The sequence below is a fragment of the Micromonospora sp. WMMD736 genome (assembly GCF_049179015.1).
Classification (GTDB): domain Bacteria; phylum Actinomycetota; class Actinomycetes; order Mycobacteriales; family Micromonosporaceae; genus Micromonospora.
Map to the genome: position 1 here is coordinate 5,045,185 of NZ_JBMHMI010000001.1, position 18,272 is coordinate 5,063,456.

At 70.3% G+C, this 18,272-nt stretch carries 5 protein-coding genes; 3 read left to right on the forward strand and 2 right to left on the reverse strand.

All coding sequences use genetic code 11. From position 1 onward, the window contains the following. Positions 1-23: 23 nt before the first annotated feature. On the reverse strand, positions 24-1,241 hold the full coding sequence (locus ACN269_RS22835) for an MFS transporter (RefSeq protein WP_421474333.1): 1,218 nt from the start codon (positions 1,239-1,241) through the stop codon (positions 24-26). 178 nt (positions 1,242-1,419) lie between these two features. Between ACN269_RS22835 and ACN269_RS22840 the strand changes: the two genes are divergently transcribed. Beyond that, positions 1,420-2,073 (forward strand): CGNR zinc finger domain-containing protein, encoded by a 654-nt coding sequence (locus tag ACN269_RS22840; RefSeq protein WP_421474334.1) that lies wholly within the window; start codon positions 1,420-1,422, stop codon positions 2,071-2,073. A 126-nt stretch (positions 2,074-2,199) separates the two neighbouring features. Here the strand turns inward: ACN269_RS22840 and ACN269_RS22845 are convergent, their stop codons facing one another. After that, a complete protein-coding gene (locus tag ACN269_RS22845; RefSeq protein ID WP_421474335.1) occupies positions 2,200-3,030 on the reverse strand; it encodes a M23 family metallopeptidase in 831 nt (276 codons plus the stop codon). A gap of 648 nt (positions 3,031-3,678) precedes the next feature. Between ACN269_RS22845 and ACN269_RS22850 the strand changes: the two genes are divergently transcribed. Then, positions 3,679-5,337 (forward strand): hypothetical protein, encoded by a 1,659-nt coding sequence (locus ACN269_RS22850; RefSeq protein ID WP_421474336.1) that lies wholly within the window; start codon positions 3,679-3,681, stop codon positions 5,335-5,337. Between the two features lie 41 nt (positions 5,338-5,378). Next, positions 5,379-18,266 (forward strand): type I polyketide synthase, encoded by a 12,888-nt coding sequence (locus ACN269_RS22855; RefSeq protein ID WP_421474337.1) that lies wholly within the window; start codon positions 5,379-5,381, stop codon positions 18,264-18,266. The last annotated feature ends 6 nt before the right edge of the window (positions 18,267-18,272 follow it).

The following is an 18,272-nucleotide window of genomic DNA, read 5'->3' on the forward strand; positions in this document are numbered from 1 at the left end:
ACGGCGGCCCGCTTCGCGCGTACTCAAGCGTGAGTTGCGGATCGTCCGATCGGTTGCGGCTCGGCAGCACGGCGGGCCGCTCCGTCCGTTCGTCTTCGGCGGGACATCTCGTGGCCGGCGAGCATCGCCAACGCCGCGGCGGTCAGCAGCGCACCGAACAACGGGACCACGCGTACCCCAGCCGTCGCGAGCAGGCCCGCCCCGATGAGCGAGCCGGCCGCGAGGCCGACGTTGAACGCGACGCTGAGGCTGGCCGACGCCATGTCGGTGGTCGACGGGGCGACCTGCATGATGCGGTGCTGGATCCCCGCTATCAGCGAGCTGAAGGACATCCCCGCCACGGCGAGCAACGGGATCGCCGCCAGCTTGCTCGTGCCGATCCCCCAGAGGCCGAGCATCGCGGCGGTGAGGAGCCCCAGCAGGCTCAGTACGACACCGAGCGGAAACCGGTCCAGGACTCGGCCGACCGCCCAGGTGCCGACGACACCGAACGAGCCCTGCACGAAGAGCAGCATGCCGAGCGACGCCGTGGCGAACCCGCTCACGTCGAGGAGGAAGACGGTCATGTACGTGAATGCGCCCATCGCGCCCGTGACCGCGAGAACGGTGGCGACGAGGAGCACGACGAAGCGCTGTCGATCCGGCATCGGCCCGACGTCTCCCGCGCTCTGTCGCGGTGCTCCGCCCGGCAGGAGCAGGGCTATCGCCAGGCAGCTGGCGAGGCCGAGGACGGCCATCGCGGCGAAGGCGCTGCGCCACCCGAACTCCCCGCCCAACCAGGTGCCCAGCGGTACGCCAAGGACCGGTCCGAGCGCGTTACCGATCGAGAGTCGAGCCACCACGCGGCCTCGGACGCTCGCGGGGAACATCGAGATCGCTACGGGAAACACCACTGCCCAGAAGACGCCGTTGGTGGTGGCGGACACCAGTCGTGCGGCGAGCAGCACCTCGTAGGAGTCGGCGAGCGCGGACACCGTCGTCGCGGCGGCGAAGAGACCCATGGTGCCGACGAGTAGTGGACGCCGTGGCACTCGCCGGGTGACCCGGGTCAACGGGAGGGCCACGATCATGACCACGACGGCGTACCCGGTCACCAGCAGGCCGGCCTCGGACCTGGAACGGCCCAGGTCCGGCGCGATCAGCGTGAGCAACCCGATCGGCAGCACCTCGGTGGTGACGTAACAGAACGTGGCGGCGGACAAGGCGACGAGGGCATGGACCGCGCGTCGAGGGTGCGCCATCGGCTACCTCCCAATCCTGAATGGAGGGTCGACCCTTCGGCGATACCGATCGGGCCGGAGTGTGATTCCACCTAAGCACGTTTAGACGGTAGCGTGAAGTCCATGGATGCGCTCTACTATCAACAGTCGCTGCATCGGCGCTACCGTCTTCAGTGGCATAAGTGGTAGCGTCGTCGATATGCCCCTCGACGTGTCCGAGCTGCCGCTGGTCGGCGGGCACCCGGCGCTCGACCTGGTCAACACTCTCGAGCGAGGCGGCAACTCGCCACCCCACGACTTTCTGACCGACAGCTCCGCCCTGCTGAGCTGGTCGCTCCGGGTGGGGATCATCCGCGACGCGGAGGTCGACCAGGTCGACCGGGCGTGGCGCGACGAGCCGGCGGCGGCGCACGCGGGGCTCGCCGCCGTACGGGACATTCGTGAAGCGCTCCACCTCGTGCTGCTCGCGGTCGTCACCGACGCGGACGGTGACGCGGCGGGTGACCCTGTCGCGGCCCGTGCCGCGCTGGTCGGACTGCACGAGCGTTGGTCGGGAGCGGCCGCTCGCGCGAGATTGGTGCTCGACTCGTCGCGGGTGCGGCTGGCCTACGGCACGGTGCCCGCCATGTTGGTGCCGGACCGGATCGCCGAGGCCGTCTTCGACATTGTGCTGACCGCCGAACTGACCCGGGTGCACCGCTGCCCGGTGCGCGAAGGTGGCTGTGGCTGGCTGTTCCTCGATCAGAGCCGCAACGGTTCCCGTCGCTGGTGCCGCATGGCCGACTGCGGCAACGTGGTGAAGGCGCGCCGGCTCACCGAGCGCCGCCGGGCAGCCCGGTCCTCGCCCTCGTAGGCATCGGGGGAGGCTCGACAGGCCGTGCGGCACGGCTGCGCCCGGGAGCGGTGAACGCCTCGATGCCACCGGTGTCCGGGTTGAACTTGAGTGTCTCCGGTGTGGCCACCACTTCGGGCGGCGGAATCAGCCGATGCCGTCGACCGCGGCCCTGAGCGCATTGATCGACGGGTCCCAACTGAAGTTCAGGACGGGGAGGCCGGAAGCGGCGGCGTTGCTGTCGCCGCCGAGGACCACCGCACGTGGCTTGCTGGTGCCCTGCGGAACCACCAGGTACCAGTTGCCCTTCACGTTCGCGATGAACACTTCGTCTACCTCCTGGTCGGGCGGGTTCGGGGAGGTGAGGTCCCCGACGTAGCTCTCGAAGTCCACTGTCGCGCGGAAGTTCGTCGGGCTGCCGGTGTTCAGCCAGAGGCTCGTGTGCACGTGCGGTCCGACGCCGGAGTCACTGCCGTTCGCCGAAGCGCCGGTGTACGCGATGGTCTGACCCCGCGATACCCGTTGACCGGTGGCGACCGTGACCGTCGACAGGTGCAGGTGCCGGCTGTAGTTGCCGTCGTCGTGGGCCATCCCCACGACGCGTCCGGTCGCGGTCGAGGTGTCGGTCTTCACGAAACGGATCGTGCCGTTCGCCGCGGCCATGACGGGGGTGCCGATTCCGACCGCGTAGTCGGTACCCGGCTCCCCCGAGGGAGGCGTCCGGTTCCGGTGATCCTGCCAGGAGCTTGAGATCCGCACGCTTCCGCACGGCCGCTGATAACTGCCACCAGCCTGAGCGGATCCGGGCAACAGGCCGAAGGCGGCCGACAGCCCCGAGGCCGCCAACGCGGCGCTCGTGAGGAACCCGCGCCTCGAAAGTCCACGCAGGTAGGTGAGGCCGTCAAGATCCTCGGGCCGCGGACCGCCGTGGCTCAGGTCCAGGACAGGGCCACGTCGAGGCTCCTCGTTGAGGATCATCGATGCAACCTAAGGCCTGACCACGTCGAAGGGCAAGGATCCGTTGCGGCCACCTGGTTCGGTCGCGCTTCCTACCGGCTGCCTGGTTCGATTTCCATTGTATTTCGGCGGCAGGTCGTAGTTGACCAGGACGAATCATAACCGAATTCCAAATCCCTACTCATCCAGCGAGGAATGCACCCGCACGGTTCAGGGGTCGAGTGCAGTTTCCCGCATCCACGAAGAGACCCTGGGTTGGCGCGGACGGAGCGGACGGGCTGGGGTGCGGCGGCGAGGGCCCGGGTCCCGGATGCGCTCCGGCAGCACGCCGGGACCGTCAGTGAGCGCTGTATCCCCAGGTCAGCGGCTATTTTGCGGCGCTCACGTGATTTTGTTCACGCGGCGGCTTCGGGTATCTCTCTTGCTTGAGCCATGGGTCCCTCATAGAGTTTGGTCGCTGGATGACTCGGCTCCAAAGTGGATGTTGAGGTGCACTGCACCGTTACGGGGGGAAGACTCACTCCATCGGAGTGCGTAGTATTGGCAGACGCAAAACGGGGCGTTGGGCCAGCCGTGTCGCTGTGTTCAAACGGGGAAATTAAATTGACAGTGGACTTTGCAAACGCGGTCTCTGGCAATCGGGCTTCGGGGGCTGACGTCCGCCGGCAGTTGGCGGAAATCTTCGACACCGACTTGTTCCAGACGGACGGCGACGAGAGCGGCCTCGACCGGGCGTTACTGGCGTATCGGCGGCTGAAGTACGTCACCGCGGCACTCGACCTCGGTGAGCCGCTGCTACAGCGGCCGGAGTACCTCCATCCCCTACTCGAGTGGGCCGCGATACGCGATCCCTCGTTGTTCCACGTTCTGATGCTGCACCACTGCATGGCGACCGGCGCGGTCCTCGACTTCGGCGCCGCACACGCCGCGGGACACCTCGCGGCGTTGGTGCAGGCGGACGCCGTCGGTGCGGTGCTGCTCACCGAGCTCGGACACGGCAACAGCAACGTTCGCGTCGGCACCACGGCGACCTATGATCCCGACCGGCACGGATTCACCCTCCGGACCCCGGGTCGGGCGGCGGTGAAGTACCCGCCAAGCGTCGGCGCGGACGGTGTTTCCCGACTCGGGATCGTCGCCGCCGAGCTGATCGTCGACGGCCGGGAGTGCGGAAGCTTCCTGTTCGCGGTCCCCATCCGCGACGAGGATGGACCGTGCGAGGGCGTAGGCGTCCAGGCCCAGCCCGCCACCGCGTTGTTGCCGATGGACTACGCCGCCGTGGCGTTCGACGACGTGCGGCTGCCCTTCGAGGCGTGGTTGCCGCACGTCGCGCGCATTGCGCCGGACGGTGGGTTCAGCGATCCGGTCGGCAGCCCGGAGATCCGCCGTCGGATCACCCTGACGCTCACCCGGTTCGCCTGGGACGCGGTGGTGATCGGGCAAGCCGCAGTCACCCGCGCCGCCGTCGCCATCGCCCTGCCGCACGCGTACCGGCGAACGCTCGTGAGCCGTGCCTTCGACCGTCCGGTGCCGGCCATCAGCATGGTGAACCAGCAGCACACCCTGCTCACGGCGCTGGCCGGCGCCCGGGTGGCGCAGCTCATCGCCGACGCCGTACGGCGCACCGTCTCGCTCAAGCTCAATCTGGCAACCCTGCGGGTGACGTCGCTGCGCAAGGTGACCGTCACCCGGCTCGCCGAACACACCATCGCGCTCTGCCGGCAGTCGGCCGGTGCACTCGGCTTCTTCTCGATCAACCGGTTCGTCGACTACCAAGGGCTGGCCCAGGCGTACAACTCCGCCGCCGCGGACAACCAGATGTTGTTGATCGAGGCCGCCTGGGGCATGGTCAGCGCCCCCGGATACGACGTGCCGGAGAGCACCCCACCGGTCGCCGGGGACGACCTGCACGCCCCGGCGACCTGGCTGCGGCTGGCGTACGCCCGGGAACGGGAGCTGCACCGGCAGCTGCTGGAACGCCTCGACGGATCGGTAACCCCCGCTACGTTCAACGCGCAGCTGGTGCTCGCCGAGCGGTTCGCCGAGGCGGTCGCCTTCCGGGACACGGTGCAGCTTCTCGGCGAGGAGGCCGACCCCGACCTGCTGGCGATCCACGTGTTGAGCACGATCATCCGCGACGCCGCCGACTTCGTCGGTGCCGTACCGGCAGAGCTGCTGCGCGCCCTGCCCGACGCGCTCAACGAGGCGTGCGAGCGGGTCGCACCCCGCGCACTCGAGCTGGCCGCCGGCCTCGACGTGCCACCGGGGCTGACCCGCGCCGCCCTCGACCACGACTACATCGGCGCACATGCCGCAGGCGTCGCCTGACGCAACTGATCTGCTCATCGAAAAAACCACGGGGGGTTTTTGTGCGAGACGATCTTATTGCCATCGTGGGCATGGCCTGCCGTCTACCCGGGGCCGATTCACCGGCCGAGTACTGGCGGCTGCTGAGCGACGGTGTGGACGCGATCACCGACACGCCGGACGAGCGGCGCCCGGCCGACGGGTCGGTGCCGCTTCGTGGCGGCTATCTCACCGACGTCAAGGGCTTCGATCCGGCCTTCTTCGGGATCTCGCCCCGCGAGGCGGCGGCGATGGACCCGCAGCAGCGGCTGACGCTGGAGCTCTGCTGGGAGGCCGTCGAGGACGCCGGTATCCGGCCCGACGCGCTTGCCGGCACCTCGGCGGGCGTCTTCGTCGGCGCGATGTCGGACGACTACGCGGCCCTGCTGCGCCGCGCCGGCACCCCGGCCGGGCAGTACACCGTCACCGGGCTCAACCGAAGCATGATGGCCAACCGGGTCTCGCACACGATGGCGCTGCGGGGACCGAGCCTCTCGGTCGACACCGGCCAGTCCTCCTCGATGGTGGCGGTGCACCTCGCGGCACAGGCCCTCCGGGCCGGCCAGTGCGACGTCGCGCTGGCCGGCGGCGTACACCTGATGCTCGACCCCGAAGGCACCGTCGCGGTCGCCAGGTTCGGGGCGCTCTCCCCGGACGGCCGCTCCTACACCTTCGACGCCCGGGCCAACGGGTACGTGCGCGGCGAGGGCGGCGGCATCGTCCTGCTCAAGCCGCTGAGCGCGGCGGTTGCCGACGGTGACCGCGTCTACTGCGTCATCCGTGGCTCCGCGACGAACAACGACGGTGGCGGGGAGAGCCTGACCACGCCGAGCCGGACCGGTCAGGAGGCGGTGCTGCGCGACGCGTACGCGGACGCCGACGTGGCGCCCGCCGAGGTCCGGTACGTCGAGCTGCACGGTACGGGAACCCGGGTCGGCGATCCGATCGAGGCGGCGGCGCTGGGCTCGGTGCTCGGCGCGGCCCGTGGCCCGGAAGCCGATCCTCTGCTGGTGGGCTCGGTGAAGACGAACATCGGCCACCTCGAGGGCGCTGCGGGCATCGCGGGGCTGCTCAAGACCGCTCTCGCCCTGGCCCATCGCACCATTCCGGCCACCCTGCACTTCACCACCGCGAATCCCGACATCGACCTGGACCGGCTCCGCCTCAGGGTGGCCACCACGCCACAGCCCATCGACGGCGCGGTGCTGGCCGGCGTCAGCTCGTTCGGGATGGGTGGCACCAACTGCCATGTCGTGCTCGGCAGTCAGCAGTGCCCCGATCCGGCGGCAGCGGAGGAGGGCGTCGCGGACGGCGGGTCCGCCGTGTTGCCGTACCTGCTCTCCGCGCGGTCGGAGGCCGCGCTGCGCGGCCAGGCCGCCCGGCTCGCCGATTGGCTGGGCACGCGCCAACCGCACCCGGCCGACGTCGCCGCCGCGTTGGTCCGCACCCGGACCCCGTTCGAGCACCGCGCCGCAGTCGTCGCAGGAAGCCGCGACGAGCTGCTCGCCGGCCTCGCGGCGGTGGCCGGGAACCGGCGGGCGAGCGGTGTGCGGACCGGCGTGGCCGCCGCGTCACCGCGGATCGCGTTCCTCTTCACCGGCCAGGGCAGCCAGCGGCCCGGGATGGGCCGCGAACTGGCCGAGGCATATCCGATCTTCGCCGCCGCACTGGACGAGGTGTGCGCGGCGCTGGACCCGCACCTCGACCGGTCGATCCGTGACCTGATGGTGGCCGCGCCGGGCACTGCCGAGGCGGCGCTGCTGGATCAGACCGGCTACACGCAACCAGCCCTTTTCGCGTTCGAAGTCGCACTGTTCCGCCTTGTCAGCTCCTGGGGTGTCGCGCCGGAACTGCTCGCCGGACACTCCATCGGCGAGATCACCGCGGCCCACGTCGCCGGTGTTCTCGACCTTGCCGACGCGGCGGCCCTGGTCGCCGCGCGCGGCCGGCTGATGCAGGCGCTGCCCGAGGGTGGCGCGATGGTGGCCGTGCAGGCCGCCCCGGACGAGGTGCTGCCCCTGCTGGCGGGGATCGAGGACCGCGCCGGTCTGGCCGCCGTCAACGGCCCGCAGGCCACCGTCCTGTCCGGTGACGAGGACGCGGTGCTCCAGGTGACCGCCGCCCTGGCCGCCCGTGGTCACAAGACCCGGCGGCTCACCGTGAGCCACGCGTTCCACTCGCACCTGGTGGAGCCGATGCTCGACGAATTTCGCCAGATCGCGGCGTCGCTGACCTACCGGCCGCCGACGCTGCCGATCGTCTCCACGGTGACCGGTGCGGTCGCGCCGGCCGAGCAGCTCCAGGACCCCGAATACTGGGTGCGACACGCCCGCGCCACCGTTCGGTTCCACGCCGCCGTCGAGGAGATGGTCGCCCAGGGCATCGACACCTTCGTCGAGATCGGCCCGGGTGGCGTGCTCACGGCCATGGCGCGGGACGGTTTCGCCGCCGCCGATAGATCGGTGACCTGCGTGGCCACGCTGCGCGGCGACCGATCCGAGACCGCCTCGCTCGCGGCGGCGGTCGGCCAGCTCCACGTCGCCGGGGCATCCTTCGACGACGCCGCCCTCTTCGCGCCGCACCGTCCGCGATGGACGGAACTACCGACGTACGCGTTCGCCCGGCGCCCCTACTGGCTGCCCGACGGAACCGTAGCCGCGGTGACCGCCAGCTCGCCCGAGCCCGCCGGGGACGAGGAGCCCGAAGTCGAACACCCCGGCGCTGCCCTGCGCGAACGGCTGGCCGGGCTGCCGGCGGCCGATCGTGAGCGGACGCTGCTCCGCCTGGTCGCGGAGTGCGTCGCGGCGGTGCTGGAATATTCCGATCCGGGCGAGGTCGCCCTGCGGCGTACGTTCCGCGACCTCGGCTTCAACTCGTTGACCGTGGTCGAGCTGCGCGGCGAGCTGAGCCGCTCCACCGGTCTGCCGCTGCCCGCGACCATCCTCTTCGACCGGCCCACGCCCGCGGACGTGGCCGCCCTCCTCGACGAACTGCTCGTCGGTTCGGCGGGGGTGGTTGATGTGCCGGTGGTGCGGTCGTCGGATGGTGATGATCCGGTGGTGATCGTGGGGATGGGTTGTCGTTTTCCGGGTGGGGTGCGGTCGCCGGAGGATTTGTGGCGGTTGGTTGTTGATGGTGTGGACGCGGTTGGTGATTTTCCGGCTGATCGTGGGTGGGATGTGGAGGCGTTGTACGACCCGGATCCGGGGGTGTCGGGGCGTACGTATGCGCGTCGTGGTGGGTTTTTGTATGACGTGGCGGAGTTTGATGCGGGGTTCTTTGGTATTGCGCCGCGTGAGGCGTTGTCGATGGATCCGCAGCAGCGGTTGTTGTTGGAGACGTCGTGGGAGGCGTTGGAGCGGGCGGGTATCGATCCGGTGTCGCTGCGCGGCGGCGACACCGGCGTCTTCGCCGGGCTCACCGCGCAGGAGTACGGCGCGCCTTTGCACGAGCCGCTTGCCGAGACCGAGGGTTATCAGTTCACCGGCAGCACCGCGAGCGTAGCCAGCGGTCGGGTGGCGTACGCGCTGGGTTTGCAGGGTCCGGCGGTGACGGTGGATACGGCGTGTTCGTCGTCGTTGGTGGCGTTGCATTTGGCGGTGCAGGCGTTGCGGGCGGGGGATTGTTCGCTGGCGTTGGCGGCGGGTGTGACGGTGATGGCGTCGCCGGGGATGTTCTTGGAGTTTTCGCGGCAGCGGGGGTTGTCGGCGGATGGTCGGTGCAAGGCGTTCGCGGCGAGCGCGGATGGTACGGGTTGGGGTGAGGGTGTCGGTGTCCTGGTGGTCGAGCGGCTGTCCGACGCTCGGGCGCGCGGACATCGGGTGCTGGCGGTGGTCCGCGGCTCGGCGGTCAACCAGGACGGCGCCTCCAACGGTCTGACCGCACCCAATGGCGAAGCCCAGCAGCGGGTGATCCGGCGAGCGCTGGCCTCGGCGGGTCTCGGTGCTACCGAGGTCGACGCGGTGGAGGCGCATGGGACGGGTACCCGGTTGGGTGATCCGATCGAGGCGTCGGCGTTGTTGGCGACGTATGGGCAGGGTCGTGGGGGGCGTGAGCCTCTGTGGTTGGGGTCGGTGAAGTCGAACATCGCGCATCCGCAGGCGGCTGCGGGTGTGGCTGGTGTGATCAAGATGGTGTTGGCGTTGCGGCATGGGGTGTTGCCGGCGACGTTGCATGTGGATGAGCCGTCTCCGCATGTGGATTGGTCGGCGGGTGCGGTGCGGTTGTTGACCGAGGCCCGTGCCTGGCCGGAGACCGGCCGCCCGCGCCGCGCGGGCGTCTCCTCCTTCGGGGTCAGCGGCACGAACGCCCACGTCATCATCGAGCAGTCGGAGCCCGAGCCGGAGCCGGTCGCGGCGGAGATGGAGCGCGCGGGCGGGCCGGTCGTCTGGACGGTGTCCGGCCCGACCGAGTCCGCGCTGCGCGCTCAGGCCGGCAACCTGGCCGCCTTCCTCGCACGGAACCCGCAGCTTCACCCCGGCGACGTCGGTGCCGCCCTGCTCCACCGTTCGCGTTTTGAGCGTCGGGCGGTGGTGGTGGGTGGTGATGGTGCCGCTTTGGTGGCGGGTTTGGGTGAGGTTGCTGCTGGTGGTGGTGTTTCGGGGGTGGCTGGGGATCGGTCCGGGGTGGTTTTTGTTTTTCCTGGGCAGGGTTCGCAGTGGGTGGATATGGCGGTGGCGTTGTGGGGTTCTTCGGAGGTGTTCCGGCGGCGGTTGTCGGAGTGTGCCGAGGCGTTGGCGCCGTTTGTTGAGTGGTCTTTGTTGGATGTTTTGTTGGGTGTGGAGGGTGCGCCGGGGTTGGATCGGGTGGATGTTGTCCAGCCGGTTTTGTTTGCGGTGATGGTGTCTTTGGCGGCGGTGTGGGAGTCGTTGGGGGTGCGGCCGGCGGCGGTGGTGGGGCATTCGCAGGGTGAGATCGCGGCGGCGTGTGTGGCGGGGGTTTTGTCGTTGGGGGACGCGGCGCGGGTGGTGGCGTTGCGGGCGCGGTTGTTGCTGCGGTTGTCGGGGTTGGGTGGCATGGTGTCGGTGAGTTTGCCGGCGGAGCGGGTGCGGGGGTTGTTGGCTGGTTTTGGTGGGTCGTTGTCGGTGGCGACGGTGAATGGTCCGTCGTCGACGGTGGTGTCGGGTGAGGTCGCGGCGTTGGAGGAGTTCTTCGCGTCGTGTGAGGGTTCCGGGGTGTCGGTTCGGCGTATTCCGGTGGATTATGCTTCGCATTCTGCTCAGGTGGAGTTGATTGAGCGGGATCTGGTGGAGGCGTTGGCGGGTGTGGTGCCGTCGGCGGGTGTGGTGCCGTTGTATTCGTCGGTGTCGGCGAAGCCGGTCGATGGTGGTTTTCTGGGTGCGGATTACTGGTATGAGAATTTGCGTCGTCCGGTGTTGTTCGAGGATGCGACGCGGGCTCTTCTGGCGGATGGTTTTGATGTTTTCGTGGAGGTGTCGCCGCATCCGGTGTTGGTGATGGGGGTGCAGGAGACCGCGGAGGTGGTGGGTGCCTCGGTGGTCGCGGTGGGTTCGTTGCGTCGGGACAGTGGTGGCTGGGAGCAGGTGCTCACCGCGGCGGGAGAGTTGTTCGTCTCCGGTGTGCCGGTCGACTTCTCGGCCCTGTTCACCGGCGCCCAACCGGTCGACCTACCGACGTACGCCTTCGAGCGCCGGCGTTACTGGCTGGAGACCACGCGTTCCGAAGCCGCTGGGGACCCGGCCGAGGCGAGCTTCTGGGACGCGGTCGACCGCGCCGACGACAGCGCCCTGCGCACCATGCTCGGCCTGGTCGACGATGACGTCCTGGCTCCGGTGCTGCCGGCCCTGTCGGCATGGCGGCAGCGTCGTACCGGCGAGTCCGCCGCGGCCGGTTGGCGGTACCGGATCAGCTGGGCCCCGGTGGTGTCCGAGCCCGCCGCTACGGTCCTGACCGGGACGTGGTTGGTGGTACGGCCGGAGGACGGGCCCGTACCCGGCGTCGTCACCGCTGCGCTCGGTGACCTGGGCGCGCGTGCCGTGGAGGTCGTCGTGCCCGCCGGCACCGACCGTGCCGACATGACCCACCTGCTGGCCGGGGCCGGCGACGTGGCCGGGGTCGTCTCGCTGATGCCCGCTGTGGTGCCGACGGTCACCCTCGTGCAGGCGCTCGGTGACGCCGGAGTCGACGCTCCCCTGTGGCTCATGACCCGGGGCGGTGTGTCCGCGGACAGCGCTGAACGCACCGAGCCGGAGCAGTCCGCGCTCTGGGGCCTCGGCCGGGTCGTCGCGGTCGAGCACCCCGACCGGTGGGGCGGCCTCGTCGACCTACCCGACCGACTCGACGATCGTGCGGCCCAGCGCCTGGGGGCCGTGCTGTCCGGTACGGCTCGCGAGACCGAGGTGGCGATCCGGCCCGCCGGCCTGTTCGCCCGCCGGCTCACCAGCGCGAGCGGCGCACGACCGGCCGGATGGCGGCCCCGCGGCACCGTGCTGGTCACCGGCGGGACCGGAGCGCTCGGCCGACGCGTCGCCACCTGGCTCGCCGAGCACGGCGCCGAGCACCTCCTGCTCGTCAGCCGGCGTGGCGCGAACGCGGCCGGCGCGACCGACTTCCGGGACGAACTCACCGCCCTCGGCGTACGAGTCACCCTTGCCGCATGTGACGTCGCCGACCGTGCGGCGCTCGCCGCGTTGCTGGCCGGCCTGCCGGCCGAGGACCGGCCGACCGCGGTGGTGCACGCCGCCGGCGTTCTGGACGACGGTGTGCTGGACGGCCTCGACCCCGAGCAGATCGCCAACGTGCTTCGCCCCAAGGTGGTGGCCGCCGCCAACCTCGATCAACTCACCTCCGACCTGGACGCGTTCGTTCTCTTCTCGTCGGTGATGGGCGTCCTCGGCAACGGCGGGCAGGCCGCCTACGCGGCGGCCAACGCGTACCTCGACGGCCTCGCCCGGCGCCGGCGCGCTGACGGCCTGCCCGCTACCGCGATCGCCTGGGGCATCTGGGGCGGCGCCGGCATGGCCGCCGAGAGCGCGCAGACGAGGATGCGCGGGCGCGGCGTGATCGCGATGGATCCGGGCCTCGCCGTGGAGGCGCTCGCCGATCTGGTCGGTGGGGCGGAGCCCTGCCCGGTCGTCGCGGACCTCGACCCGGACGCCCTCTCCGCCGCCGCTCCTTCCCGCGACCGGCTCCTGGCCGAGCTGGTGGCACCCAGCTCGGACACCACCGAGGAACCCGAGCAGAACGGCTTCGCCGGCACACTGCACGGCCGCTCCGAGGCCGAACAGACGCAGGCCCTGCTGGACCTGGTGCGTACCCATGCCGCCGCGGTGCTGGGTCACGGCGATGCCGGGGACGTGCCGGCCGATCGAGCCTTCAAGGACAGCGGCTTCGACTCCCTGACCGTGGTGGAACTGCGCAACCGGTTGAGTCGTGTCGTCGACCGGAAGCTGCCCACCACGCTGCTGTTCGACCATCCCTCGCCCGAGCGGCTCGCGCGGCATCTGCGCGAGGAACTCGTGGGTTCGGCGGGGGTGGTTGATGTGCCGGTGGTGCGGTCGTCGGATGGTGATGATCCGGTGGTGATCGTGGGGATGGGTTGTCGTTTTCCGGGTGGGGTGCGGTCGCCGGAGGATTTGTGGCGGTTGGTTGTTGATGGTGTGGACGCGGTTGGTGATTTTCCGGCTGATCGTGGGTGGGATGTGGAGGCGTTGTACGACCCGGATCCGGGGGTGTCGGGGCGTACGTATGCGCGTCGTGGTGGGTTTTTGTATGACGCGGCGGAGTTTGATGCGGGGTTCTTTGGTATTGCGCCGCGTGAGGCGTTGTCGATGGATCCGCAGCAGCGGTTGTTGTTGGAGACGTCGTGGGAGGCGTTGGAGCGGGCGGGTATCGATCCGGTGTCGCTGCGCGGCGGCGACACCGGCGTCTTCGCCGGCATGGTGTACCAGGACTACGGCTCCCGCTGGCACGAGGCGCCGGAGGGCTTCGAAGGCTTCTTGGTGACCGGCAAGTCGTCAAGTGTCGTCTCCGGTCGGGTGGCGTACGCGCTGGGTTTGCAGGGTCCGGCGGTGACGGTGGATACGGCGTGTTCGTCGTCGTTGGTGGCGTTGCATTTGGCGGTGCAGGCGTTGCGGGCGGGGGATTGTTCGCTGGCGTTGGCGGCGGGTGTGACGGTGATGGCGTCGCCGGGGATGTTCTTGGAGTTTTCGCGGCAGCGGGGGTTGTCGGCGGATGGTCGGTGCAAGGCGTTCGCGGCGAGCGCGGATGGTACGGGTTGGGGTGAGGGTGTCGGTGTCCTGGTGGTCGAGCGGCTGTCCGACGCTCGGGCGCGGGGACACCAGGTGCTGGCGGTGGTGCGCAGTACCGCCGTGAACCAGGACGGCGCGTCGAACGGCCTCGCGGCGCCGAACGGTCAGGCACAGCAACAGGTGATCCGACGGGCGTTGGCGGTCGCCGGCCTGGAACCCGCTGATGTGGACGCGGTGGAGGCGCATGGGACGGGTACCCGGTTGGGTGATCCGATCGAGGCGTCGGCGTTGTTGGCGACGTATGGGCAGGGTCGTGGGGGGCGTGAGCCTCTGTGGTTGGGGTCGGTGAAGTCGAACATCGCGCATCCGCAGGCGGCTGCGGGTGTGGCTGGTGTGATCAAGATGGTGTTGGCGTTGCGGCATGGGGTGTTGCCGGCGACGTTGCATGTGGATGAGCCGTCTCCGCATGTGGATTGGTCGGCGGGTGCGGTGCGGTTGTTGACCGAGGCCCGTGCCTGGCCGGAGACCGGCCGTCCCCGCCGCGCGGGCGTTTCCGCCTTCGGAATCAGCGGCACGAACGTGCACGCCATCATCGAGCAGGCGCCACCGGCGACCGACGTGCCGGATGCCCCGGCGTCCGACCGGGTCGTGCCGCTGCTTCTCACTGCCCGCACCGACGACGCCCTCCGTGCGCTGGCGGCCCGGCTCGCCGATTCGGTGCCGGGCCTGCCGCCCCTCGACGTGGCCGCTTCGCTCGCCCACCGTTCGCGTTTTGAGCGTCGGGCGGTGGTGGTGGGTGGTGATGGTGCCGCTTTGGTGGCGGGTTTGGGTGAGGTTGCTGCTGGTGGTGGTGTTTCGGGGGTGGCTGGGGATCGGTCCGGGGTGGTTTTTGTTTTTCCTGGGCAGGGTTCGCAGTGGGTGGATATGGCGGTGGCGTTGTGGGGTTCTTCGGAGGTGTTCCGGCGGCGGTTGTCGGAGTCTGCCGAGGCGTTGGCGCCGTTTGTTGAGTGGTCTTTGTTGGATGTTTTGTTGGGTGTGGAGGGTGCGCCGGGGTTGGATCGGGTGGATGTTGTCCAGCCGGTTTTGTTTGCGGTGATGGTGTCTTTGGCGGCGGTGTGGGAGTCGTTGGGGGTGCGGCCGGCGGCGGTGGTGGGGCATTCGCAGGGTGAGATCGCGGCGGCGTGTGTGGCGGGGGTTTTGTCGTTGGGGGACGCGGCGCGGGTGGTGGCGTTGCGGGCGCGGTTGTTGCTGCGGTTGTCGGGGTTGGGTGGCATGGTGTCGGTGAGTTTGCCGGCGGAGCGGGTGCGGGGGTTGTTGGCTGGTTTTGGTGGGTCGTTGTCGGTGGCGACGGTGAATGGTCCGTCGTCGACGGTGGTGTCGGGTGAGGTCGCGGCGTTGGAGGAGTTCTTCGCGTCGTGTGAGGGTTCCGGGGTGTCGGTTCGGCGTATTCCGGTGGATTATGCTTCGCATTCTGCTCAGGTGGAGTTGATTGAGCGGGATCTGGTGGAGGCGTTGGCGGGTGTGGTGCCGTCGGCGGGTGTGGTGCCGTTGTATTCGTCGGTGTCGGCGAAGCCGGTCGATGGTGGTTTGCTGGGTGCGGATTACTGGTATGAGAATTTGCGTCGTCCGGTGTTGTTCGAGGATGCGACGCGGGCTCTTCTGGCGGATGGTTTTGATGTTTTCGTGGAGGTGTCGCCGCATCCGGTGTTGGTGATGGGGGTGCAGGAGACCGCGGAGGTGGTGGGTGCCTCGGTGGTCGCGGTGGGTTCGTTGCGTCGGGACAGTGGTGGCTGGGAGCAGGTGCTCACCGCGGCGGGAGAGTTGTTCGTCTCCGGTGTGCCGGTCGACTTCTCGGCCCTGTTCACCGGCGCCCAACCGGTCGACCTACCGACGTATCCCTTCCGGTCGGAGCACTACTGGCAGCGCACGTCCGGGCTGGACGGGGCCGGCGCGGGTGAACCGACCGCTCTCGGCCTCGCCCCGGGCGGCCACCCGCTGCTCGGCGCCATGGTCACCCAGCCCGATGGCACCGCCACCTTCACCACCCGGCTGACCCTGCGCGAGCACCGCTGGCTGGCCGAGCACGGAGTCGCCGGCACGGTCATCCTGCCCGGCGCCGCGATGGTCGAACTCGCCCGGCACGCCGCCGACGCGGTCGGCTGCGACACGGTCGAGGAGCTGGTGCTGCACGAGCCGGTCGTCCTGCCGTCCAGCGGAGGTGTCGACCTGCAGGTGACGGTGCGGCCCGGCGCCGACAGCCGCTGGGAGCTGAGCATCCACTCCCGGGCCGGTGATTCCGGACCGCCGTGGACCATGCACGCCAGCGGCCGGCTGGCAACCGACGCCGTCCCGGCGCCCGGACTGGCCGGCCCGTGGCCGCCGGTGGATGCCGTCCCGATCGACGTGGACGACCTGTACGCACAGTTCGCCGAGGCCGGATACGAGTACGGCGAAGCGTTCCGGGGCGTCCGGGCGGCCTGGCGCCACGGCGACGACATCCTCACCGAGGTCGCTCTCGCGGCGGACCTCGCCGAGCACGACGGGTACGGCGTACACCCGGCGCTGCTCGACGCCACTCTGCAGGGCACCTTCCTCCTCGGCGCTGGTGACCGGCGGCTGCCCTTCTCCTTCACCGGCATCAGCCTGCACGCGACCGGTGCCACCGAGCTGCGGGTCCGCCTCACCACCTCGGACGGCGGCGGGTACACGGTGGCAGCCTTCGACGGCAGCGGCGCCGCCGTGCTGACCATCGACGCGATGGTGTTGCGCCCGGTGGCCGTGGAGCGGCTCGCCGACGAACGCGCCGCGGCGTCGGTCTTCCGCCTGGACTGGAAGCCGGTCCCGGTCGACGGCGCCGCCGCCGGCCAGGACATCGTGCTGATCGGGGCGGAATCGGGCCTGACCAGCGGCCAGTACGCGGGCCTGCCACCGCACTACCCCGGTATGGCCCAGTTCGCCGAGGCGCTGGCCGCGGGTGCCCGCCGCCCGGCCGTCGCCCTGCTGCCGCTCGACGTCGTGTCGGACGTGAACGGCTCGGAGGCGGTCGCCGAGCAGGTGCATGGCGTGGTCCGCGCCGCCCTGGCCGAGCTGCAGGCGTGGCTCGCCGACGAACGCTTCGCCGGGATCCGCTGCGTCGTGCTGACCCGTAACGCGGTCGCGACCGGCCCGGCCGATACGCCGAGCCTCACCGATGCCCCGGTGTGGGGTCTGCTGCGCTCGGCGCAGGCGGAGCATCCCGGCCGGTTCACGATCGTGGACCTCGACGACGGGTCCGGTACGGCCAGCGTCCTGCCGGCCGCCCTCACCGCCGACGAGCCGCAGTTGGCCATCCGCAACGGTGTGGTGCTGGCACCGCGGCTGGCCCGGCTCCATCCGGCACCGGACCAGCCCACCCCGTTCGGCCCCGACGGCACCGTGCTGGTGACCGGCGCGGCCGGCACGCTTGGCGGTCTGGTGGCCCGACACCTGGTCCGCGAACACCAGGTGCGTGACCTGCTCCTGGTCAGCCGGCGTGGCGACGCCGCCGAGGGTGCCGAGCGGCTGAGCGCCGAACTGGCCGAGCTCGGCGCCCGGGTTCGCTGGGCCGCGTGTGACGTGGCGGACCGCGCGGCGGTGGCCGACCTGTTGACCGGGATCGACGCCGAGAGTCCGCTGACCGCGGTCGTCCACACCGCCGGCGTGCTCGACGACGGGGTCCTCACCGCGCTGACCGGAGAGCGGGTCGACGCCGTCCTGCGTCCCAAGGTCGACGCGGCGCTGCACCTGCACGAGCTGACGCGGGGTCACGATCTGCGGGCGTTCGTGCTCTTCTCCGGTGCGGCCGGCACATTCGGCACCGCCGGACAGGCGCACTACGCAGCAGCGAACGTCTTCCTGGACGCCCTCGCGGCACACCGCCGAGCCCTCGGCCTGACGGCGACCTCGCTGGCGTGGGGCTTCTGGGGCGTCCGCAGCACCATGACCGAGCACCTCGACGAGGGTCACGTGCGTCGACTGGCCCGGCTGGGCATCGCCGAGATGTCTGCGGCCGAGGGGCTGGCCTCCTTCGACGCGGCCGTACGGTCGCCCGAGGCGCTGCTGCTGCCGATGCATCTGGACCCCGCCGCGCTGCGGCCGGCCGACCCCGCGACGGCTCCACACCTGCTGCGGTCGCTCATCCGGGTTCCGGCACGCCGGGCGGCCCGGGCAGAGGCCTCGGCCGGTCGCCTCGACCGACTGGAGACCCGCCCGCCCGAGCAGCAGGAACGCCTGCTGCGTGAGGTGGTCGCCGAGGAGATCGCCGAGGTGCTCGGGTACGCCTCCGCCGCGGCGGTGCCGGTCGGCCAGCCGCTCAAGGAACTCGGCTTCGACTCGCTCACCGCACTGGAGTTGCGTAACCGGCTCAACCGGGTGTCCGGCCTGCGCCTCCCGGTGACACTCGTGTTCGACCACCCCACCGCCGAGGCTCTCGCCGAGCGGCTACGGGCCGAACTGGTGCCCGACGCGGCACCCGATCCCGAACAGTTGCTTGCCGGCATCCTGCGGCTCGGCCGCTTCGTCGCGGACGTCTCGCCGGACGACCCGCTGCGGCAGCGGATCAGCAAGGAACTCGGCGGTCTGCTGGACACCCTCGGCGGCGTCCCGCCGGTCGGCGACGCGCCCGAATCGTTCGAGACCGCCAGCGACGACGAGCTCTTCTCCTTCCTCGACAACCAGGTGTGACGACGG